Source organism: Acaryochloris sp. IP29b_bin.148, from assembly GCF_028285565.1.
Classification (GTDB): Bacteria; Cyanobacteriota; Cyanobacteriia; order Thermosynechococcales; family Thermosynechococcaceae; genus Acaryochloris.
In genome coordinates this window covers 1-21,359 of record NZ_JANQOY010000105.1, presented here as the reverse complement: position 1 = coordinate 21,359, position 21,359 = coordinate 1, and the positions used below count along the sequence as shown (strand labels likewise).

20 protein-coding genes are annotated in these 21,359 nt (G+C 48.4%); 7 read left to right on the top strand and 13 right to left on the bottom strand.

Features of this window, described 5'->3' with window-relative positions:
• Positions 1-12: 12 nt before the first annotated feature.
• Entirely contained in the window at positions 13-1,320 is a 1,308-nt protein-coding gene (locus Q0986_RS09965) for a hypothetical protein (protein WP_299409102.1), read from the bottom strand.
• A gap of 114 nt (positions 1,321-1,434) precedes the next feature.
• Positions 1,435-3,351 (bottom strand): ABC transporter ATP-binding protein, encoded by a 1,917-nt coding sequence (locus Q0986_RS09960; RefSeq protein WP_299409097.1) that lies wholly within the window; start codon positions 3,349-3,351, stop codon positions 1,435-1,437.
• Positions 3,352-3,558: 207 nt separating this feature from the next.
• Here Q0986_RS09960 and Q0986_RS09955 point away from each other — a divergent pair, with 207 nt between their 5' ends.
• Both Q0986_RS09955 and Q0986_RS09950 read left to right on the top strand, forming a co-directional pair.
• A complete protein-coding gene (locus Q0986_RS09955) occupies positions 3,559-3,786 on the top strand; it encodes a ferredoxin family protein (RefSeq protein ID WP_299409093.1) in 228 nt (75 codons plus the stop codon).
• 4 nt (positions 3,787-3,790) lie between these two features.
• The gene (locus Q0986_RS09950; protein WP_299409090.1) at positions 3,791-4,561 is read left to right on the top strand and encodes an ABC transporter ATP-binding protein; all 771 of its coding nucleotides are present in this window, start codon (positions 3,791-3,793) and stop codon (positions 4,559-4,561) included.
• Here Q0986_RS09950 and Q0986_RS09945 read toward each other — a convergent pair.
• The 7 genes from Q0986_RS09945 to Q0986_RS09915 all read right to left on the bottom strand — a co-directional run bounded on the left by Q0986_RS09945 (position 4,558) and on the right by Q0986_RS09915 (position 7,780).
• The gene (locus Q0986_RS09945; RefSeq protein ID WP_299409086.1) at positions 4,558-5,157 is read right to left on the bottom strand and encodes a hypothetical protein; all 600 of its coding nucleotides are present in this window, start codon (positions 5,155-5,157) and stop codon (positions 4,558-4,560) included. The genes Q0986_RS09950 and Q0986_RS09945 overlap by 4 nt on opposite strands.
• Before the next feature lie 67 nt (positions 5,158-5,224).
• Positions 5,225-5,809: a GNAT family N-acetyltransferase gene (locus Q0986_RS09940; protein WP_299409082.1), complete on the bottom strand. Its 585-nt coding sequence runs from the start codon at positions 5,807-5,809 to the stop codon at positions 5,225-5,227.
• Positions 5,810-5,832: 23 nt separating this feature from the next.
• On the bottom strand, positions 5,833-6,228 hold the full coding sequence (locus Q0986_RS09935) for a c-type cytochrome (RefSeq protein WP_299409080.1): 396 nt from the start codon (positions 6,226-6,228) through the stop codon (positions 5,833-5,835).
• A gap of 54 nt (positions 6,229-6,282) precedes the next feature.
• Complete coding sequence (locus Q0986_RS09930) at positions 6,283-6,774, bottom strand: GTP pyrophosphokinase (protein ID WP_299409076.1); 492 nt, start codon at positions 6,772-6,774, stop codon at positions 6,283-6,285.
• A gap of 136 nt (positions 6,775-6,910) precedes the next feature.
• Positions 6,911-7,060 carry a hypothetical protein gene (locus Q0986_RS09925; protein ID WP_299409072.1) on the bottom strand — a complete coding sequence of 50 codons (150 nt, stop codon included), beginning with the start codon at positions 7,058-7,060 and terminating at the stop codon, positions 6,911-6,913.
• Between the two features lie 25 nt (positions 7,061-7,085).
• On the bottom strand, positions 7,086-7,448 hold the full coding sequence (locus Q0986_RS09920; RefSeq protein WP_299409067.1) for a hypothetical protein: 363 nt from the start codon (positions 7,446-7,448) through the stop codon (positions 7,086-7,088).
• A gap of 44 nt (positions 7,449-7,492) precedes the next feature.
• Complete coding sequence (locus Q0986_RS09915) at positions 7,493-7,780, bottom strand: DUF1232 domain-containing protein (RefSeq protein ID WP_299409064.1); 288 nt, start codon at positions 7,778-7,780, stop codon at positions 7,493-7,495.
• Between the two features lie 1,019 nt (positions 7,781-8,799).
• Here Q0986_RS09915 and Q0986_RS09910 point away from each other — a divergent pair.
• Both Q0986_RS09910 and Q0986_RS09905 read left to right on the top strand, forming a co-directional pair.
• Positions 8,800-9,603: a WecB/TagA/CpsF family glycosyltransferase gene (locus Q0986_RS09910; protein ID WP_299409060.1), complete on the top strand. Its 804-nt coding sequence runs from the start codon at positions 8,800-8,802 to the stop codon at positions 9,601-9,603.
• Between the two features lie 572 nt (positions 9,604-10,175).
• Positions 10,176-10,694 carry a PEP-CTERM sorting domain-containing protein gene (locus Q0986_RS09905; protein ID WP_299409057.1) on the top strand — a complete coding sequence of 173 codons (519 nt, stop codon included), beginning with the start codon at positions 10,176-10,178 and terminating at the stop codon, positions 10,692-10,694.
• 256 nt (positions 10,695-10,950) lie between these two features.
• Here the strand turns inward: Q0986_RS09905 and Q0986_RS09900 are convergent, their stop codons facing one another.
• Positions 10,951-12,561 carry a radical SAM protein gene (locus Q0986_RS09900; RefSeq protein ID WP_299409052.1) on the bottom strand — a complete coding sequence of 537 codons (1,611 nt, stop codon included), beginning with the start codon at positions 12,559-12,561 and terminating at the stop codon, positions 10,951-10,953.
• Between the two features lie 218 nt (positions 12,562-12,779).
• On the opposite strand from Q0986_RS09900, the gene Q0986_RS09895 reads away from it, so the two are divergent.
• Positions 12,780-15,329, top strand: coding sequence for a protein phosphatase 2C domain-containing protein (locus Q0986_RS09895; RefSeq protein WP_299409047.1), 2,550 nt, complete (start codon positions 12,780-12,782; stop codon positions 15,327-15,329).
• The gene (locus tag Q0986_RS09890) at positions 15,241-16,371 is read left to right on the top strand and encodes an SIS domain-containing protein (protein ID WP_299409044.1); all 1,131 of its coding nucleotides are present in this window, start codon (positions 15,241-15,243) and stop codon (positions 16,369-16,371) included. Before Q0986_RS09895 ends, Q0986_RS09890 begins: the two co-directional genes overlap by 89 nt.
• Before the next feature lie 91 nt (positions 16,372-16,462).
• Here the strand turns inward: Q0986_RS09890 and Q0986_RS09885 are convergent, their stop codons facing one another.
• Complete coding sequence (locus Q0986_RS09885) at positions 16,463-16,936, bottom strand: allophycocyanin subunit beta (protein ID WP_299409116.1); 474 nt, start codon at positions 16,934-16,936, stop codon at positions 16,463-16,465.
• 622 nt (positions 16,937-17,558) lie between these two features.
• Here Q0986_RS09885 and Q0986_RS09880 point away from each other — a divergent pair.
• Positions 17,559-18,767, top strand: a complete 1,209-nt coding sequence (locus tag Q0986_RS09880; RefSeq protein WP_299409041.1) for an SPOR domain-containing protein — start codon at positions 17,559-17,561, stop codon at positions 18,765-18,767.
• On the opposite strand, the gene Q0986_RS09875 is transcribed toward Q0986_RS09880, so the two are convergent.
• The gene (locus Q0986_RS09875; RefSeq protein WP_299409036.1) at positions 18,764-20,749 is read right to left on the bottom strand and encodes an AarF/ABC1/UbiB kinase family protein; all 1,986 of its coding nucleotides are present in this window, start codon (positions 20,747-20,749) and stop codon (positions 18,764-18,766) included. The genes Q0986_RS09880 and Q0986_RS09875 overlap by 4 nt on opposite strands.
• A gap of 262 nt (positions 20,750-21,011) precedes the next feature.
• A partial coding sequence (locus Q0986_RS09870; protein ID WP_299409032.1) for a hypothetical protein occupies positions 21,012-21,359 on the bottom strand: 348 nt, incomplete at its 5' end.

The window sequence follows — 21,359 nt, the reverse complement described above, 5'->3', positions numbered from 1 at the left end:
GGTGAGGAGATGCTAATCGGGCACATCCATATCTAGCCAATCCGGCAAATCTTCTAAATTCAGCTTGTCATGAGTAGCCAACGTTTCCCGATCATGAATTGACATTAGACGAGGAGACTTAGGCCGCTCGGGGGAGGGTTGAGAACCATTGGTGGCAGGAGGAGCAGCCGGTAACGAAGGTAATGGGGGTTGGGGTAACGACGGTGCTGAAGACTGCTCTTGGGCACTGATATCTAATGGCTGCGGGTCTGAAGAGGAAGGTGCTGGCTGCGGATCGTTTAAAGGCGGGGGAAATGACTGATGTGTCGTATTGATCTCTTGCAGGGGTGAAAACGACCGATGATGTGTCGTATTGGCCTCTTGCAGGGGTGAGGACGGATGATATGTCGTATTGGTCTCTTGCAAAAGTGGAGACGGCTGATGTGTTGTATTGGCCTGTTTCAAATGATCAATGGCATCTTGCCTAGCATCCTCCACGGCCTGTTGGGCTGACGTTCGACGGGGCAAGATCACGTTCTGAAACAGAAACTCAATGGTTTGTGATTTGAGCCATCCGCGAGAAACCAAAATTTCTCCAAATCGCATGCCGGTCAGTTCCTGATCAGACAGCACAACATCGACCTGAGCAGGAGATAACAATCCTGCATCCATCAAATACCCACCAATGCGTTTACTACCAGGGTACTGAGAGGCAACGGCGCGGCGGTGTATGGATAAATATTGCTCCGTTGATTCTGATTGGGCACTAGACGAGAGGGGCTGTTCCTGAGATGGCGCTGATGAAGCGGCTTGCTCTACTTTTTGGAGCCACACCAGCATATCTAAAGGATAGATCTGGGTCTGATAACCAGAGGTTTCAATCGTTAAGGTGCCGTGCTCACAGTTCACATCCCGAATGGGATACCAAATCCCCCGATGTAAGATGAGCAAGCTCATTAATGTGTGCTGCTTATCGTTTTTTTTATAGCTCCACCATGTTTGTAATAAGTCTAAAGAATCCGTAAAGCGAACATGATAGTTTTCCGGGATTTCAATCGGCTCATACTCATAAAAACCAGCTATTTTCGATTGTCGAATCGGCAAACATTTTTGTTCAATCATCACTTCATGCAGTTGCGGCCAGAAGCTAGATTTATATCGAATAGACGTAAAACGCTGTCCACCAGAAAGTTTTGCGGTTGCGACTAATCCTTCGGTTTTTGCTAAAAGCTGTAACGTATCGCTAATCGGTTCAACTCTAAGATCTGCGTTGGAGAGTAATGCGGAACAACCTGAGAGATAACTGGAGACAAATGCTTTTAGGAGTTCGAGGTCATCCATAAAATGCGGGATTGAGCTTTAAGTAAAACGCTAGGCGCGATCTCAATCATAATCGTTCCCTCACACCTGTCGCCACAGGCAAGGAAAATTAACGGCTAATTTTGATTACGTTGATTACGTTGGCAGTCCTGCTGGAATTGAAGCTATCAGCTTGCGTGTATAGTCTGCTTCAGGCTGGTAATAGATTTGATGAGCCGCCCCAATTTCCTCTAATTTACCCCGATTCATCACCATGATCCGATCGCTCATAAATTTCACCACACTCAAATCATGGGAGATAAAAATATAGGTAAGGTCAAACTCTTGCTGCAACTCTTTTAGCAAGTTGAGCACTTGCGCCTGAACAGAGACATCCAATGCAGACACCGATTCATCGCAAATAATAAATTTGGGGTTTAAGGCCAACGCCCGAGCAATACAAATGCGCTGTCGCTGGCCACCCGAAAATTCATGGGGATAACGGTTCATATCCTCTGCTTTTAGCCCCACCCGTTTTAAGAGATAGGCGGCGCGATCGCGCGGCGTATCCCCCCCTTGCCCCTTAGCAATAGGGTCAGGAATCCCTCCTGCAATCCGCATGGGCTCCATGATGGCTGCGCCCACATTCATCCGTGGATCGAGCGAACTATAGGGATCTTGGAAAATAATTTGTAAATTTTGTCGTAATTTGCGGAGATTGCGGCCTTTGAGTTGAGTGATATCTCGGCCTGCAAATTGAATACTGCCACTCGTCGGCGAATTGAGACGAACCAGGGTGCGCCCTAGCGTCGTCTTACCACAGCCCGATTCACCCACCAGTCCCAGCGTTTCTCCGGGATAGACGTCAAAAGACACGTCATTCACCGCGGTCACATAGCGAGCCGTTTTGCCAAACATGCCCTTGACGGGAAAAAACACCTGGAGATTTTTAACACTGAGTAAGGGCGTTTGTTGCATCAGGGTGTCGAGCCGCTGTTGCATATCTACAGGGGAAATGTCTGGGGCAGGGCTGTCAGGAATAGGTGAGTCTGCTCCAGGTGCAGAGGGCTGAGCCGTCGACGTCTCCGCTGCCATAAAATCGGCAATGGTGGGCAGACGTTGCAGCTGTTGATCGGGGCGAGGCCGGCAGGCAAGCAGGCCGCGCGTATAGGGATGTTGTGGATTTTGAAAGATCTGTTCGGTGGACCCCGTCTCCACCACTTTGCCTTGGTACATCACGGCAACGGTATCGGCGATTTCAGCAATAATGCCTAAGTCATGGGTTACAAAGATAATCGACATTTGTCTGCGATCGCGCAATTCTCGCAACAAATCCAAAATCGTGGCCTGCACCGTTACATCCAGCGCCGTTGTCGGCTCATCGGCAATCAGGACAGCGGGATTGGATGCGATCGCCATCGCAATCATCACCCGCTGAATTTGGCCGCCAGACAGCTGATGGGGATATCGATCTAAGTAAGACCGCTTTTGGCGGTTCACTTGCTTTTGAATGTCAGCGTCACTGGGCATCGCCCCCGATTGCCGGGCTGTATCCACCACTAATTGATGAAGTTCTGAGTCTGGTGGAATCAGCTTGACCTCTTGCAAGAGCGACATCGCTTGCCGCCGTGCTGCCGCCACGGATAGATTCTCGTGTAGACGCAAGGCCTCTACAATTTGGAACCCACAGGTGTAGACCGGATTTAAAGAACTCATCGGCTCTTGGAAAATCATGGAGATTTGACTGCCCCGATACGCCTGCATCGCCCTGAGCGGCAGCTGTAATAAATCAAGGGAGGAAGGCTGATCCTGGGTTTGAGGCACTTGATCAGAGCCGACTGCGCCAGAAGGCTGAAACCGAATTTCTCCGTCGATAATACGACCAGGTGGAGTGGGGACCAGCCGCATAATCGAGAGAGACGTCACTGATTTTCCCGAGCCTGACTCACCGACAATCCCGAGCGTTTTCCCTCGCGGTAAGGTAAGCGAAACCCCATCCACGGCATTCACAATCTGCCCCTCTGTCTGGAATTGCACACGCAGGTTACGTATCTCAAGGATCGGATCGGTCATAAATCAGAATCACCAGCATTGGGAGAATTACCCGTGATTTTAGCAAGCTGTTTTCCAAATCAGAAGGTTCGACCGAGCGAATCCAGCTGACAAAACCTCCGGGCGCATCCCTCTGTACTCAGATCAGCGGAGGATCTGTTCAATCTGAATTCCTGCTACCCTGATAACACAATTTACTTTGGCGAGTATTGAGGGAGAACGATACCTGTGGCTCACACGATTGTGACAGATGTTTGTGAAGGCATTGCAGATTGCGTCGATGCCTGTCCTGTGGCCTGTATTCATGAAGGTCCTGGAAAAAATGTAATTGGGACAGACTGGTACTGGATTGATTTTTCAACCTGTATCGATTGCGGCATCTGCCTGCAAGTGTGTCCTGTAGATGGCGCCATTCTGGCTGAAGAACGATCCGATTTACAGAAAACGCCTTCCTAGCACCATGACTGATTCTGTGACCCCTGCGTCGGACCCAAAGGTGCTGCTGCAAGTTGAGAATGTATTTGCGGGGTATGTGCCTGGCTTAGATATTTTGCAGGGCATTAATCTCAAACTATTGGCTGGCGAAATTATTGCGATTATTGGTCCGAATGGAGCGGGCAAATCTACCTTGGCCAAAGCCATTTGTGGCCTTTTATCTCCCCACACGGGCACCATTCATTGGCAAGGCCAAAATATTGCAGGCTTGAAACCGAATGAGATTGTAACCTTGGGGGTGTGCTATGTGCCTCAGCTGGCCAATGTCTTCCGCTCCCTGACCGTTGAGGAAAATCTGGAGATGGGGGCCTTTATCCGCGATATTCCCTTGGGGGATTTAAAGTCCAAAATCTTTACGACCTTTCCCCGATTGGCCGATCGTCGACGGCAGCAAGCTGGCACCCTGTCAGGTGGGGAACGTCAAATGTTGGCCATGGGCAGAGCCATGATGCTAGAACCAGCGCTCTTAATCCTAGATGAGCCTTCAGCCGCGCTGTCTCCTATTTTAGTCGACGATATTTTGGCTAAAATCCGCGAAATCAATACCCAGGGCACTGCCATCATTCTGGTCGAACAAAACGCTCGGAAAGCTTTAGCCATGTCTGATCGCGGATATGTGTTGGATTCGGGGAAAGATCGCTTTGAGGGACCCGGCCCACAGCTCTTGGATGATCCGAATGTTGGTGCCTTGTATCTTGGCGGCCATGCTGCCACCCAAAGCCGTCCAGATCCTTAATCCTCTTGAAATTGATCCTCAAATTCATCCCAGTCCTCTGGGGGTGAGGGAGGATTAATCACGCGATACTCAGCATCAAACACAGATTCTCGCTGACTGGTTTGGCTCGCAAATTCCGGATCCCGGTAGCTAAAGGAATAGGAAGAGTCTCGTTTCTCCCAGGGGGGCGTTGGGTCATCATACCTATCTTCGTCAGAATAATCGACCGGATCGTCGTCGTAATCGTAATCATCATTAAAAAAAGGGTCGGCTTGGGGTTGACGAGTCCAATCGGTCGCCACGGGTTCTTCCCAATCAGAATAGCCAGCAGGGGTCCGCTCAAACTTGGATTTGGCTTGTGGCCGCTTAAACGGTGACCCTTGAGGGTTTCGCCGTCGAGAGCGACGGGGGACTGATACACCAGAGAGCATGGCCAATAGTCCCAAGCTGACGAGCATCCCCAGCACAACAGCACCGGCCATCCAGAAACCCAGAGGTAAGGGGTGCGATCGCATCCCCAAAAATACCAACGCCAGGGTCGGACTTTGATTTTGGATCAGGATCGCGACTACGCTTAGTACAATACCGATCACCGTGACTACTCGAACCAGAATCATTGCTAGGACTTGCTTGCCATTGCCTCCTATTCTAGGCGCTTGCGGGTCGACCCAGCGGGCAATCGATTTATTGAGGGTGGCGTAGCATGGGATACAGCGTAGGAGAGGTTCCCGCTTGCACCGTTCCCAAGACCTCAAAGCCCTGTGTTTGGTAGAGGGAGACATTCCGGGCGTTGGTCGCCTCTAGGTAAACAGGCGTCTGCTGCTGATCACAAAGCGCCAAAGTATGGGTTAACAAGGCACTGCCACAGCCTTGGCCTTGATGCACTGGATCAGTCCCAATAATCGCTAAATGCCAATGCGGGGCTTGGGGGTGATACTCTCCTAGCTGCTCCAAAATTGAGAAGACGGCTGTTTGATTTTCCGGATCAACCGCTTGCTGTATCAGGCTCCCTAACGCCTGCTCATCGGGCTGAGTTGAGGGAGGCAACCACAGGGCAACGGCCTTAAAGGGGTCCACATAAGTCGCTGTATTATGCTGAAAAGCCTCTCCACCAAAAGCTTGAGCAAACAAGGGGAATATTTGAGCGTACTGCCAAGGGTGTGAGAACATCCAACGAATCGCCGGATCGCGGCCAAACGCCAGTGCTAAGACCGCGTAACAGCGATCTGCTTCTGCTAAAGTGGCTGTTTTAATCTGAGAATCACTCAATATTCTGCTCCTGAAGGGGTCAGCTATCGGTTGGCCCAACCATGATTCGCTTGGTCAAGCACGAACTGTGCCAAGGTGCCAATCTGTGGCGGCGTCAGTGTTTCTTCAAATCCCGGCATATTATTTCGTCCCTGGGAGACTAAGTCAGCGATGGTCTCTAGGGTGTCGTACCCATCGCGCTGGAGAGACTTTAGTTTCAAGGTTTGGCGGCGGCGCACAATATTGCCCCCTCGGGGGTGGCACCCTGCACAATGGCTTTCAAAGAGTGCAGCACCGCTTTCAGGAGCAATCGCCCAGGCCGAGGAAAGATTAAACATCATCCAAGCCCCTACAAGGACCACCCCCAATCCTATTTTTTGGCAAATCACGAATACAGATCGGCAAAGCTTCACAGGCTGACCATCCGATGATAGATTCACTCCATTGTTATCCGCTGTTGAATAACAAGCAACCAAAGCTCTCTTTAGCTGGGCTCAGTTCCCTAGATCAGCTAACGCTTTTAGCTTTTGCTGTAACCGTGGCAAAATCGCTTCATACTTCTTTAATCTGGCCCAATCTTGATGGGTTGGGTGAGCGATACGGCTCATATCCATATTGTCGGTCATGTCCGCAATTTTAACCCGGAGGGCAATGGGATTCGCCATCACTCTGGCTAAATAGGTTTCATAGGGTTCATTAGGGCGTTTCGTAATGGCATCGATGGCAGCCACAATCCTGGGGGGAAATCCTGCATCCACTAAATCTGGCAACGTTAACGCTGAATCTTCCACAGCATCATGCAGAACCCCCACAATTTTTTCGGCGGGCGTGGTCAGTGCCTTCATCACGCGCAGTGGATGACTCACATAGGGGTTTCCCGCTTTGTCGACTTGATCCGCATGACAGGTGTGGGAGAGTGCGATCGCATCAGTGAGCAAACGGTCTAACGGCAGAGAGGGTTGGTGTGTAGCGCTGGGTATCGTCATCTTCAACCTCGATCAAAAAATCCCTCCAGATGGAGAAGGCATAACGCCTCTAACCTAACGATTGACCGTGCCAATCGGGGCCATCCCAACATCTGGAGGAAGAAATACAGCGAGCGACTGAATCCTAACCTGAACCCTACTGAACCTTGGACTCTACTGGTGCAGCCACCACATCAACGGTCATCCCTTGACTGGCCATCCCTTCTCTGGGGACAACCGTTAGCGATTGGGGCTGTGAATCAGCCAGATCCGTCGATCGGATATACCAGTTTTTAAGCGACTGCAAGCCCTGCTTGATGTGAGCATAGGAGTTACCATACTGGTTTATCAACGCGGGCGGCCTGCTGCTTCACAGGGGGAGTGAGGGTATTTCGAAGGGCTGTTGTCACCACCTTAAGCACGCGTTGCCATCGTTCCCACGTAGAGGTTGAGTCAGCGCCTTGTCTCCAGGCATCTTGGAAGGAATGAGCTGCTTGATAGCTGGTTTGCTTCAGTTTCTCAAAGGCAGTAGCCGACATGTCAGCTGCTAAAGGGCGGACAACGGTATATCCTTCTTTTAGCTCTACTGAGGTTTGAGTAAAGGCAGTGCTGAGAATTTTGCCAATGCGCTGGCTGCGAGTGCTACTTTCTGACTTAATTTGTTCAAGCTTGGGCATAGGGGTAGAGGGGTTCATAGTTTGTGTAATCTCCTTCTAGGTAAGTAGTGTGAGGGGAACTACTAAATCGGTTCAGCTTCTATATCGATGGCATGAGCAGTTGCAAAGGCGTCAGCAGAGATGTGATTTTTCTGTTTTTCCAGCATGAATTGACACACTTCAGAAATCAGTAAGGTGGCCAACACACCGTCGTCAATCCACCCGAGAATAGGCAACGCATCAGGGACAATATCTAAGGGGCTTGCTAAATACAACAGGGTGCCTACGATCATGGCCCAACGATATTTTGGATGGCGTATCCCTCGACGGAAAGCATTTTGGAACAGATTAATAAGGGAGGTTTGTTTCATTGCGATTCCTGTGCTCCAGTGATTTCATTCTCACAGACCTCTCCACAAAAATCTGGTGCAGATAACCCCCACACAGGGCGTAGAACTACACCGAAACGACCGTATACGGTTTGCCACACTGAATGAGTATTTGAAGCGATACAGTGCTGTTACCAATGACCGTTCGTTGATGGCCATACCCTAGCGAAAAAGCGCAAATCCAATTATCAGAAGCATTTCAAAAAACAAAGTACAAATAGCTTGCTCAAGTCCATGATGCCTGAAATACTTTTCTAATCTAATTGTCAGTACAAATATCGTTTATTATCCGCCAAGAGTGACAAAAGAACACCAAATGATGTCTATATGACTTTAGACCTGACTATTTCAGACTTTTTCTATCTATCTATTTTTTGAAACCCCTGATTAAATTGAAATCAGGTGGTAACACGTGCAAGAAAATAACCAAACCAAGCAATATGTTGGAATAAAAAATGAGGGGGATGTTTATGCCATATATCACCAAAAAATTTATAGTTACCAATGGCCCTACACCAAAATCATTAAAACATTGGATAACGGAGTTAACGAACTATACGCCTCACCAAGTTGACACTGTTATTTCACAAATTGAGTATAGAAAAATACCACAATCTCCTCAAAAAAACTTAACAGTATAGAACCTATTTTTCCATAGACAAAGAAAAGATTGGTTTTATACATACTCGTTAGTCGATAAGTTTTAGTAGGGCTAGTAGCTCTAGTGGCCTGGCCATCCAACGTAAGTACAGGAACAGAGCCAGCCATTGTTCGCTGTAGCCAGTGTCTCGTTTCTGAATGGATATTCGTTTAGCTAATGCTCTTTCTCGATTAGCAGAGATAGACCACGTTAGATCAGCATATTCATTGGCGTTAGTGCAGACCGATAGTGACGCAAAATGAAGTTTTATATTGATCACCTCAATGGCTACCCATCATGAGGTGACCACTGAACCCATTACTTTCACCCATTACTTTCAATAGTGTAGGAGTTAATACCAATGCTCACGAGAGTATCTAGCCCAAGGCTACTCACCACTGACCATACGCCGTCTCAGATAGATGTCATTGGTTCTCACGTGACTGCCGCTCCCTTTAATGTGCTGGTGAAGATGATCTTAGAGTGGGCACGAGGCCACAAAAGTAAATTTGTCTGTGTGGCCAATACCCATATGTTGGTTGAAGCCTATCAAAGGCCAAGCTTTGGGGACGTGTTGAAAAGTGCAGATATGGTGACACCAGATGGAATGCCCTTAGTGTGGATGCTGAAGTGGATGGGTGTACAAACTCAAGATAGAGTAGCTGGCTTAGATCTGATGCAAGGTCTGTGCCAGCAGGCCTCCGAGCAAAAGGTCAGCATTTTCTTTCTAGGGTCACAATCTCAAATTCTCCAGAAGATGAAACATCGACTGGCGCAAGAATTTCCAGGGCTATTGATTGCAGGAATGGAACCGTTGCCATTCCGACCCTTGACACCTGCAGAGGATCAAGCATTGATTCAGCAAGTGAATGCAAGTGGTGCAGGATTGGTGATGATTGCCTTGGGCTGTCCCAAACAAGAACATTGGATGGCAGTTCACAAAAATCGAATTAAGGCAGTGATGATCGGTTTAGGCGGAGCCTTTCCTGTATACGCAGGCTTACATCGAAGAGCACCAGCCTGGATGAGAACCATGGGGTTGGAGTGGTTCTATCGCCTCATTCAGGAGCCGAGAAGACTCTGGGCGCGATATGCTACAACAATTCCAGTTTTTATCTACCTTGCTCTGAGACAAATTTGGCATCGTTTTATTGTCTCAGACTAAGGCAATTATGTTGGTCCATCTATTTCATCAAGTTAAATAAGCCATTTTTTTGATAGTAATACAAAGTGTATAGATTCCAATTAACCACCGTCAATTGAGCTTCATCCTTTCCGTAATAGCGTGAACAGGAAAGTCTCAAAAATCAGATTGAACTATAACTTATGCTGCCAAAACGGATCACGTATACTTCAGCTGACAACAAACACAGCACCTAGCACTCTACCGCGGCTAAATCGCTTACCTCGAAACACTTAGAGTAAATGCAAAACAACCAAGAAGGATCGTTTACTCAAGTAAGCTCAAGGATTTAATTATATTGTTTTACCTCAAGATTTAATTATCCATTCTCTTACCTCAGAAATATGAGACTGAGGATTTTTATCCATCACTTAAAAGCAGACAATAGACACCTACGGCCAGTGGAAGTAGAGAAAGATGCTAACACTTTAGTATTTTTTCATCTATCCAACTAATCCAACATAGTATAATAGTATATAATTAGGGATTATATAGCATCGATCGTCATCACAAAATAAACCATCTGATTTAATTTTTTTCCTAAAAGGACTTATATGAAATTAAAACAAATCATAGCAATATGTGTCAGTGGGATATGTTTAGGTGCGCAAATCCCCGCTCAAGCCGTTACATTGAATGGAATACTTGCATCTCAATCGGTTGAAAATGAGATAGAAGCCATTACGGGAGATGAAATAGGAGAGAACAGCAGTAGTTCAACGCCAGAAGAATTAGAAGCAGATAAAGAAAATAAGGCAGAAAAGAGTGCCAATAATAGCCTCTCTCCCAAACGCTCGCAGCAAGCTCAAAGCGATCCCCTTCAAGACTCATTATCTTTAGCAGATAGTGATCAAGACTCAGTTGCTATAACTCTCGAAGAAGAAAATAGTCGTGCAAAAAAAGATTTGAATAGGGATGCTGCAGCAAGTACAACCCTTGCCGCACTGCCTGAAAATGTAGTCGCAGACAATGCTCAACAGGTTCCTGAACCCATCACGTTATTGGGTACCGCTCTAGCTTTAGGTTTTGGTTGGACCTTTAAAAAGAGAAGTTGTGCCAGCCATCAAAAATAAGATCGTTTTCAGCATGATGCAGACATCTTCCACAAGCAAAACTCAATTGAGTTTTGCTTGTGGAAGGAGTTATTACAAATGACTGCACGAGTTAAGTTGACGATAGCAAGGAAAGCTTTTGAAAAGCGTCTGCAGCATTATTCAGACGTTATATCCGTGTGAAGTACAGTTAGCGTTGTGCGTCTAACCGAAGAATCCCCGAGCTTTAGCGCTGAAGACATGTCAAGGTCACCACATTGCTCTTCAAGAGTTCACATCAAAACCATTCACTAGCACTCTGTAAATGTTTTTCTAACGTGACTTGGGGGAGCGGGCCTTGCAAATGAGACCAAGGCAAGACTTGATCTATGGGCCAGTCGTTCAATGCGTAAAAGGCCAAATCAGGCACTTGGCCTCGAAGCTGTTTAAAAGCGCGCCGATAGCTACCTAAAGAATCACCAAAGTGGCATGTGAGTTCCAAGAGGTAAGATAGGCGACGATCGCCTCGAGCGATAAGAGCTTGAATAACTGACCAATTATAGCTTTCTGGCCTAAAGTCTATTCCTTGCGATCGCAAACTTTTTTGCATCACCTGTAGCGACTGTTTCGCCTTAGACTTGACGCCATACCATTGAAAAGGCGTATGAGCCTTAGGCACGAACGTACTGCATCCCAACGTTAGTCGCAGTCCAGGCACCTGCCGTTTTAGGTCATGCATTAACGCAATAGTGGCCTCCACATCTACGTCCGTTTCACCCGGAATCCCCACCATGCCGTACAGCTTGAGCGCCTTGAGATTGCCTTCATAAGCATTAATAGCAGCCTGATGGATTTCGTCATTGTTTAACTTCTTATTGACAATCTGCCGCACTCGCTCAGAACCGCTTTCAATGGCAATAGTAATCGAGCGAGTATCGCGTTGAGACAGCAATTGGGCCAATTTCACCGTCACCGTATTGGTCCGCACCGACGCAATACTCAACCGCACCTGATCGCGATCGGGATGGGCAAAAAAGTCCAGCAGTTCCTCAAACTCCGGATGCTGCGTCACCGAAGCTCCCAGCAACCCAATCCGATTGGTGACCCTCAATCCCTTCTCAATCTGAGGAATCAGCGTTTGGTGAACGGCTGGTGTACGAAAGGGCAAGGTTAAATAGCTAGCCAAGCAGAACCGACACATCTCAGGACAGCTCCGGACCACCTCCACCATATAGATGCTTTCCCAGGCCGCCTTAGGAGTGACGACCGTCGAAGCTGATAGGGTATTACCGCGATAGGTCTGTTTATGAACTTGAGCAGGCACCTCTGGGCTGATCGGTTGGATCGCTGTGATCGCCCCTGTCGGAGACTGATAACAGACCTCATACAAACTCGGCACATACAGCCCTGGAACTTGCGCTAGGGTGAGCAACTGAGTGGCTCGATCAGCATCCCGAATGGTTTGCATTGTTGTAATAAACGCATCCAATAACTCTTCCCCATCCCCCAAGAGGATCACATCAAAAAAGTCAGCAAAGGGTTCAGGGTTAGCCGTCAGTACGGGGCCTCCCCCAAATATCAGTGGATGGACTTCAGATCGCGCCTGACTCCGCAGAGGAATATCCAGATTCCCTAACATCTGCAAAATATTGGCATAGTCTAATTCCCACGAAAGCGAAAAACCGACTAATTCAGGGCATTTCGGGAGAGATTCATGGACATCAATAAAAAGTCGGCTAACCTGTAGATCAGAGCGTGTACACAGCTTCGCCCAGACAACTTGATAGCCCAAGCTAGTAATTCCTACACAGTAAGTGTTCGGAAATGCGAAAATAAGCGGAAGCGCATTTGTCGTTGGCGTTCCTGGTGTAAATAATAATTGCTCTGATTGAAAGGTTGAAGTAGACACGTACACTAGAGACACTTTAGATGTCTAGAAACAGCTAATCCAGCAGCAACAAGGAGTACTTCAAGTTTAAACATCTTTACATATGAGGGAGATCTTTCTCACTCTCAGGTAAAAATAGCTTTAAAACTAGCGCCCTAATCAGGTATCTCCATTAGTTTCTTCAATAGGGGCAACCTATAGAAACCCACTAACAAGGGTCATATCCGTTATCGACGCACATGCCAAATTCTCTACCTCAACTGCATTGTCCCAATATCAGATGTCGCGCAGTCAATACTGATCGAGATCAGTTCTGTCAAAAATGTGGGACATACCTCCCTAAGCGCTTTCTTTGGGTGGTGGGTTCTCGTGCAGATCTATTTCAAGTGGGAGATACCTTAGCGGAGCGCTTTTTGTTTCGAGGTCCCCGAGTGGTCTTCGATACCCAACCGGGTCTCCCGCTCAAAATGGACGTGGAGCTACCCGACACCTTAGTGCCCTATCTGAAGCTGTTTCCGTATCGGCTCCATATTCCTCAAATCTATACCTTGCTGGCCCTAGAAGCAGCCGAACCTTCTCTTCTCCTGTTACTGGAACACGCTCCCTTAGGCAATAGTGATCTGGCAGCTAGTGAGCAGGGAGGGATATCCATCGGGACGGGGATTACCTTATTTGACGCTTGGTCAACAACCCCACCCCTCAGACAACTCCATTGGCTGTGGCAAATTGCACAACTCTGGCAGCCCTTGCGCATTCAAGGCGTTGCTTCCAGTTTATTGCAACCCGACTTCCTGCGAGTTGAAGGGCAACTCCTACGCTTGCTGGAATTAGAAAATGATTTTCGACTTGAACCGAGCCTGGCCGATTTAGGCCAAGTGTGGCAGCAGCTCATTCCTAAAACCAATGGTAAATTGGCAACTTCCTTGGATACTCTATGTGAGCAGTTAGCTAGCGGCAGCGTTGCGTCAGCAGAAGAACTATTGGTTCAACTGGAAAGTTGGATTGACAATATTCACAACGCCTACCGCATCAAGATTGATATTGCGACCCGTACAGATACGGGCATGGTACGAGAGCACAATGAAGATGCTTGCTATCCTGCAGATGGCGCTGTGACTCAAAACTCCATGGAGCGGATGGCCATTGTTTGTGATGGCGTGGGTGGGCATGCTGGCGGTGAGGTGGCTTCAGGAATTGCGATTGAAGCCTTAAGAAGTCACCTCACCCAGTTACCCATTGACACGCTATCTTCCACCGAGGTGATCACAGAATTAGAAAATGCCTCCTTTAAGGCCAATGATTTAATTTGTCAGCGCAACGATCAAGAACAACGCCAAGATCGGCAGCGCATGGGAACTACCCTAGTGACTGCACTATCCCAAACCCACCAGATCTACATCTCCCATATTGGAGATAGCCGCGCTTATTTAATCACCTCTCAGGGGTGTTACCAAATCATGGTGGACGATGATATCGCATCCCGCGAGGTGAGACTGGGTTACGTCCCCTATCGAGAAGCTTTAATGCAGCCTGCCTCTGGTTCGCTCGTACAAGCCTTAGGTATGGCCTCTTCTTCCATACTACGGCCAACCGTACAGCGCTTTCTACTCGACGAAGATTGTCTGTTTCTCCTCTGCTCTGATGGCCTCAGTGACTACGATCGCGTTGAAATGATTTGGCGAGAGGAGTTATTACCCCTATTACAAGGGGGGACAGACTTAGCCAGTGCCAGTAAACGCTTAATTGAACTGGCCAATCAACTGAATGGTCACGACAATGTCACGGTTGGCTTAATCCACTGTCATGTGATCCGGCAACGCGATCACTCCAAGTCTGCTTCTTCTGAGGGATTATCAGCCAGCCCATCTCCTCATCCAGTGCCACCTAGCAGCCCTCCTGCCACAGAACTTCCTCAGACTCAGACACAGGCTGTTGACTTGGCTTCCCCGCCTCAGCGTAAGCGAGGTGTGGGTGGACTATTGTTACTCATTCTAGGACTACTGCTATTGGGAGGGGGTGTAGCGGCCTATAAACTAGGGCTGTTTAATCAACTGCCCTTTTTCAATACACCGAAGGCTGCTAACCCTCCCGCACCGCCCCCTCCCAATATTGACTCACCCAAAACCCCTCTGCCTGGCCCTGGTTTAGCCACCACTCAAAAAACAGATGTTCTCCGATTAGTCGCAGATAATAATCAGTCGATTGAGATTCCGGTGATCCAAGATATAAAAAAATTTGCAGAGGTCACGGATCAAGAGGCAACTAATCCATCGGCTAGCAATCCACAACCTTCAGAACAATCGCCTGCCAACTCTGGCGCTGCGGTCGCTTCAACTATTACCCTACCCAGTGGTAGTCTCGTTGTGGTGGATGGATTCTTCCCTGTTTCACCTGCGAAAGCAGATGTATCTTTGCCTGAAAGTCCTATCCAAGCCCTTAAGCTACAGACGTGTCGGCCAGTGATTGGTTCAGACACTAAGACAGAAGAACCGACGCAGGAAGGGGCCGATCGTCTCGCTCCCAGTGAGCTATTAGATCAAGAAGGGGTAGCACCCACGTCTAACGTTCTCTTGCAACTCCCTGATAAACCACCCAAGATAGATGCGTCCACGCCCAAAAAACTGAAACCTCAATTCGTTTGGATAAAGTTGTCTACCCTTGAACCGTTGGTGGCAGAAATCATTCCAGCGGCTCAGCTCAATGGAGACCAGAAAAAAGCCTGCGCTCCTCCTCCTCTTAAAGGAGAGGCTCCAGCTGGAGTCTCCGTTAACTCTGATTCCACCCCTTAACGTCATGAGTTATCGGTCTGATGTTTTAGAACAACCGCAAGTTCTACGTGCTTTAGTGCAGACCTATCAGCAGGATTCCGTCTGGTCTCTACTGGCTGCCTATTCCCAGGACCTAATTATCTTGACGGGTATGGGGGCATCCTATAACGCCTTATATCCGGCTTGGGTCTATCTCAATCAGCAGGGTAAAACAGCACTGCACTTGGAAACGTCGACGTTAATCCACTACTTACCCGCCGTATTAGACACTCCTTGCTTAATTGTCGCGGTCTCTCAATCAGGAGAAAGTATCGAAATTCAGCGCTTAGTGGAGCAGGTTACCACCCGTCGTCGCCATCTCAAGTCACCTGTGCTGATTAGTGTCACGAACTCAGCTCACAATACCTTGGCTGATCACAGTGATCTTGCTCTTCCCACCCATGCAGGCCCTGAAGTGGGCATTGCCACGAAAACCTACACCAGTTCTTTGCTGGTGCTCGACTGGATCGCTAAGGCTCTGGTAGAGAAGGTGCAGCCTCAGGATTTTGAACAGGGCAATGCGATCGCAACCTGTATGCAAACCTTTCTAGATCACTGCCCTACTGAGATGGCAGACGCCTTTAAGGCGCTCAAATCCAGTATCTATGTGGGCATTATTGGTCGCGGCCCTGCCTTAGCCACAGCTAAGAACGGGGCCTTAATTCTTAAGGAAGGGGTTCGTTTGCCAGCCGAAGGCTATTCGGGCGGCCAATTTCGCCATGGCCCCAGAGAAATGGTCTCTGCCAATATCGGCTTAGTCGTCCTCACCACTCCTGGATCAACCCTCGATCTTCATCTGCGCTTAGCCTCAGACATCGTAGAGTATGGGGGCCAGTTAGTATGCCTGGGGCAGTCTGGCGTACCAGGGAGTGTTACTCTTTCTCTCCCTGCTGTTGAAGCGGCCTCTCTCTATCCCATTTTAGAAATTTTGCCCATCCAACTCTTAGCTGCGCAGTTAGCTGACAGCAAAGGCATCACCCCAGGAAAATTCCGCTGGTCTGGGAAAGTGGTTCACCAAGAGTAATGAGCAGCAGAAAAAGCTAGCTCGCAAAGAATTCAGCTTTTCTGAATTCTTTGCGAGCTAGCCTAATCATTGGGGTAATGGTGAATTGGGCTTAGCTAAGACCGGCGCAGAGATGGTCAAAGTAAATGCTGATTTCGCGGCCTGCATCAATCCCGACCAATTCAGTGGTAACGTCTTTCATCGCTTGAATGGCATTGACTGTCGCAGTCAATGGAACGCCTAAAGCAAGATAGGTTTCTTTGAGGCCATTGAGCACACGCTCATCCAAAAGAGCGGTATCTCCAGCTACCATGGCATAGGTGGAATAACGCAGGTAAAAATCTAGATCGCGAACACAGGCTGCATATCGACGAGTGGTATGGATACCATTCTCTTCTGTGTGGCTGAGAGACTTGGCAACAGCTTCTTTGACAATGGCAGCTGCATGGTCACGAATCAGGGCTGCTGCACACACTCTTGGTTCATCGATCTGGAAGTCATGTTTGAGCTGCTGTAAAGCACTCATATCCATATACTTGCCTTGAAGGTCAAATGAGGTAATCACAGAGGTGATTGTGTTTTCCATCATTATCTAGCTTCCTTACCTGCTTCCTTAAAAATGTCGATAAATCAAAAAATTAAAAGCTGTCTAGCTCTACAGTAACCCGAAACGATATCCAGGATTAACCTTTCTGAACAAAGCAGTTTGGTTTGAGATGGCTATCAGAAATGGACGTAGACGCTATCAAATTCATGAACCTTATCTTTAATATAAACCTTAGTGTGGCTCAAACGCTTGAAATTTAGGTGAGCTTGTCTAGAATTAGAACGCTTCCAGTACCCATTCTCAGACAAGACGGTAATCATCACAGGACAGCTGTAACAGTTTTTAATATTCTAGCTAGAATTTTGGGTAGGATGCGGATAAGATTGCCTTGCCAGTCTCTTCCATACTCTGAAATAGATATTCATAGGCCCCTTATCAAGGGAAGACGCATCTGTCTAAACGTGTTACTTATAGGTGTCTTCTATCCCGTTGAAAATCGTTGTCCCTTGTTGAAAGCAGCGATAAAGTAAAACAGGTATAGTTTTTATCCCTCCCCTGGGAGATAGTTGTATCCCCACCGTTATTCATGGCTTTAATCCCTGGCTCTTCTGCTGATAAACATCCACACCCAGTGTTGAGAGCAGCATTGGGCACTCTTGATATGACCATTGAGGAAGAGCTGGCTCTTTTTCGGCACGCTCAGACCTTAGCGACACGTCCTGAGATGGAGGCCTCTGACGTCGAGGAGAGTGACCCTCAATATTTACCGCAAGCGACTACAGCAGACCCGGCATCCTCGGCAGCAGAAATAATCGCGTCTGATCCGCCGTTGCCAGCAGACAAGGCTGATCTAACATCCATGAACTCAGTCGATTCAACGGATATCTTTTCACCCTCACCTCTAGAACTTTCAGAGGAGATTGCAGAGGATTTAACGCCTTCAGAGCTAGCATTATTTCAAGTCGATACAGCTTCTACCCCCCCCGAAGAAGGGGAAGGCAATGCTCTCGAACAACAAGAAGCCGTATTGGAGTCTACCTCCTTTGATTCAGGGCAGGCCGTTGCAGGTGCCCCTTTGCCTTCGGATTCTGTAGAGGAAAACGCTCAAGTCTCTCCCTTGGATCCAGCCATTGAAGACTACCTAGATTCTTCAACGGCCTTGCGACAGCATCTGGAAGACTCGACAGCGGAGACGAAGGCTGCTCCTACGCCTGATAAATTTACCGCCAAGCGACTGGCCTTACTCTTAGGGGTCAGTATTTTGGGAGCACTTTTGATTGCGTTATTGATCAACGTTACCGGTTTAAGTAAAAAACTTTGGCCGCCTAAACAACCGCAACCCAAGCCCTCTCAGCCTTCAGACCAGTCTTCAGATTCAACTGATCAAAGCCAACTAACGCCATCGCCAGTTGCTACACCTAGCACGGTGTCCACTGAAATCGCAGCCACTCAAGGCCCAGATTTATCCAAGCAAGAATTCTCCGATGTCACGTTAGGCAATTTAAGTCGTTTACGGCCTAGTCCTTCTCCTCAACCTTCGGCTGCCCTTCCTAGCCCAGTGGCCTCTCCTCAACCTTCGGCTGCTCCTCCTCGTCCAGCGGCCTCTCCTCAACCTTCAACTGCTCCACAGTCAGCGCCTATTCTGAAGAATCAAGCATCGCAAACAGGACTCTTTTATGTGGTGTTGCCTTACAACAATGCCTCCTCTTTACAGCAAGCACAAAAATTAGTTCCCACAGCGTTTTTGACCAATGGGACAGGTGGACAGCAAGTTCAAGTCGGGGCTTTAGCGACTTTGGCGGCGGCACAACGATTGGCCAAGCAGTTGCGTGTTCAAGGGCTTTCTGCTGCTATCATTGCCCCGAATTAACTGGCCTTCGCGATCGCAGTCAAAGAAGTCGGCAGAGAACTGGCTTCCTCCGAAGGTTCAGGCACCAAGAATTCGCGGATAATCCGCACCAAGGCTTTTTGGGCCAGGCCGGTGGCAATTTGTTGACCTAAGGCTTGCGTTTCTGGCTTGACTAAGAGGGGAGGAATCACGCTAGCCAGTTTGAGCGGGTCAAAGCCAGGGGCTTCCTGCAACAGTCCGACAATCCGTTGAATATGCTCTAAATTGGCCTCTAAGTTGGCGACCGATTCCTCGTTGGTGTCCCACCCCATTTGTTCCCGGAACTTGGCTGTCAGGCCCTGCCAGGTGGTTTGACCAAAGGCATCAATGCCATTGACAATTTCTTGAGCCATGCGATCGCGAATCAGTTCCCCTCGCTCGGAAAACAAATAATCTAGGGCCTGGTCTAAGGAACCACTCAGATCGTAGTCAAAATTATTACGGGCATTCTTCATCAGGTTTTCCAGACGGTTCCACCGGAAACTGTCTTCCTGAAAGAGTAAATCTTTGAGGCTTTGTCGCAATTCGGGGGCCGGATCCGTCAAAATGCGCTTAGCAACATAGGGATAGGCGGCACTCAGCACCTTAAAATCCTGATCGACGCCAATGGCGATCCCTTCCATTGTTAACAGCGATCGCACAATTAAAGCGTAGTAGGAAGGCACCCGGAAGGGGTACTCATACATAATGTCTGAGAGCTGTTCAAAAATGCTCTGAATATTCAGCTCAGCAACACTGGCTCCTAAGGCATTATTAAACACTACCCCCAAAGCTGGAATAATCGGTTCTAAGTCCGTCTCTGGGGTTAAGAACCCCAAATGAACATAGTCATGGGCCAAGGCTGCGAACTCACGGTTGATGATATGCACAATGGCATTGATCAATCCATACCGCTGTTCTAGGTTGATTTCGCTCATCATGCCGAAATCCAAATAGGCCAATTTGCCGTCTGGGGTCGCTAGCAAATTGCCGGGATGAGGATCAGCATGGAAGAAGCCATGTTCTAAAAGCTGGCGGAGCGAACATTGGACGCCGATGTCAATTAAATGGCGGGCATTAATGCCTTGGGCTTCAATCTTTTGGGGTTGATTGAGCTTAGTCCCCGTGATCCACTCCATTGTCAAAACCCGGCGATGCGTATATTCCCAATAAATCTTAGGAATATAAATTTCAGGCAAATAGCCATAGAGCTGGGCAAAGTGTTCGGCGTTACGACCTTCCTGGGTATAGTCCACCTCTTCAAACAGTCGTCCCGCAAACTCATCGAGAATGCCCACTAAATCACTGCGAATCGACTTATTGTTCTTTTGCACCCAGGCCGCTAGACCCCTCAGAATATAAATATCGAGGGTCACTTGCTCCGCTAAGTCAGGTCGTTGAACCTTTACAGCCACCCATTCTCCAGTATGCAGACGTCCTTTATAAACTTGGCCTAAAGAGGCCGCTGCAATCGGTTCTGGGGTGAGTTGAGCATACAGGTCTTGGGGCGGCCGCCCTAACTCTTCTTCAATAAAACGATAGGCAATCTCGTTAGAGAAAGCTGGCAACTGATCCTGAAGTTTGGATAACTCTTCCAGATAGGGGCCAGTCAGGATATCAGGCCGGGTGGATAACGCTTGACCAATTTTGATAAAGGCAGGTCCCAGAGCCGTTAAGGTTTCGCGCAGTTGAATCGCTCGCCGTTGGCGCCGCTCCGGCGTAGAGGGCGTGCGCTTATCCCACCATCGTCTGGCTAGTAATAGCAGAAAAGGCCACAGGATGGTGACCCACCGCTGCATCACTCGAAATACTTGCCCTCGAAATTTTTCTTGGATCTTGGCCGGATCATAGGCCTCAAACTCAATGGCCGAGGAAAGATTAGCAGGAATCTCCGTTGCGACGGTCGTTGATGGCTCGGTTGAGCCATCGGACGGAGACACAGATAAAGAGGGAGAACGCTGGGAAGGGGATTCAGCCAAAGTCATTGTGAGCGCAATGGGGGACAATACAACTGAGACGTTTCACTGACTGATTTTGCAAATATTCAGAATCGGTAAGGTATCGCCTCTTGTAAAGCATTGTAACAATTAAGCCGACCCTCTGTTGACGGAACAAGTGCATCAACGTGAGAGATGCGTTGTTCACAGCAAGATCAAAAAGGTCTCCACCGTTGAAGCATGACATACGTGAGGTTGCCAGATAGGACCTAGCTGCGCACTCAATAGACCTCTTGAATCCTGCCTGAAGCTACTGTCTCTTACCCTTTATGACTTGCACTAGCTCCCCAGCCTCCACGCCACTTGCTTCAATTCGGGGAACCCGCCCAATGCAGTGGCTCCAATTCTGGGGGGAGAGCAGCGTTATCTTGTCCGATTCTGCTGTAGAAATTCGCTTACCCTCTGTACAGTGGCTCAAAGGTATCACCCACCCTCCAGTCTGCAAGATTGGCCCATGAATGCTGGCAACTGTGACGTTATCTTTCAATAACTCTCCCCCCAGAATTGTCCCTATGGTGGATGGTGTGGCCAGCGATCGCAAAAATGGCCCTCCCGTACTCTTGAAGTACCACCACCAAGAAACGGAGCACAGCAATAT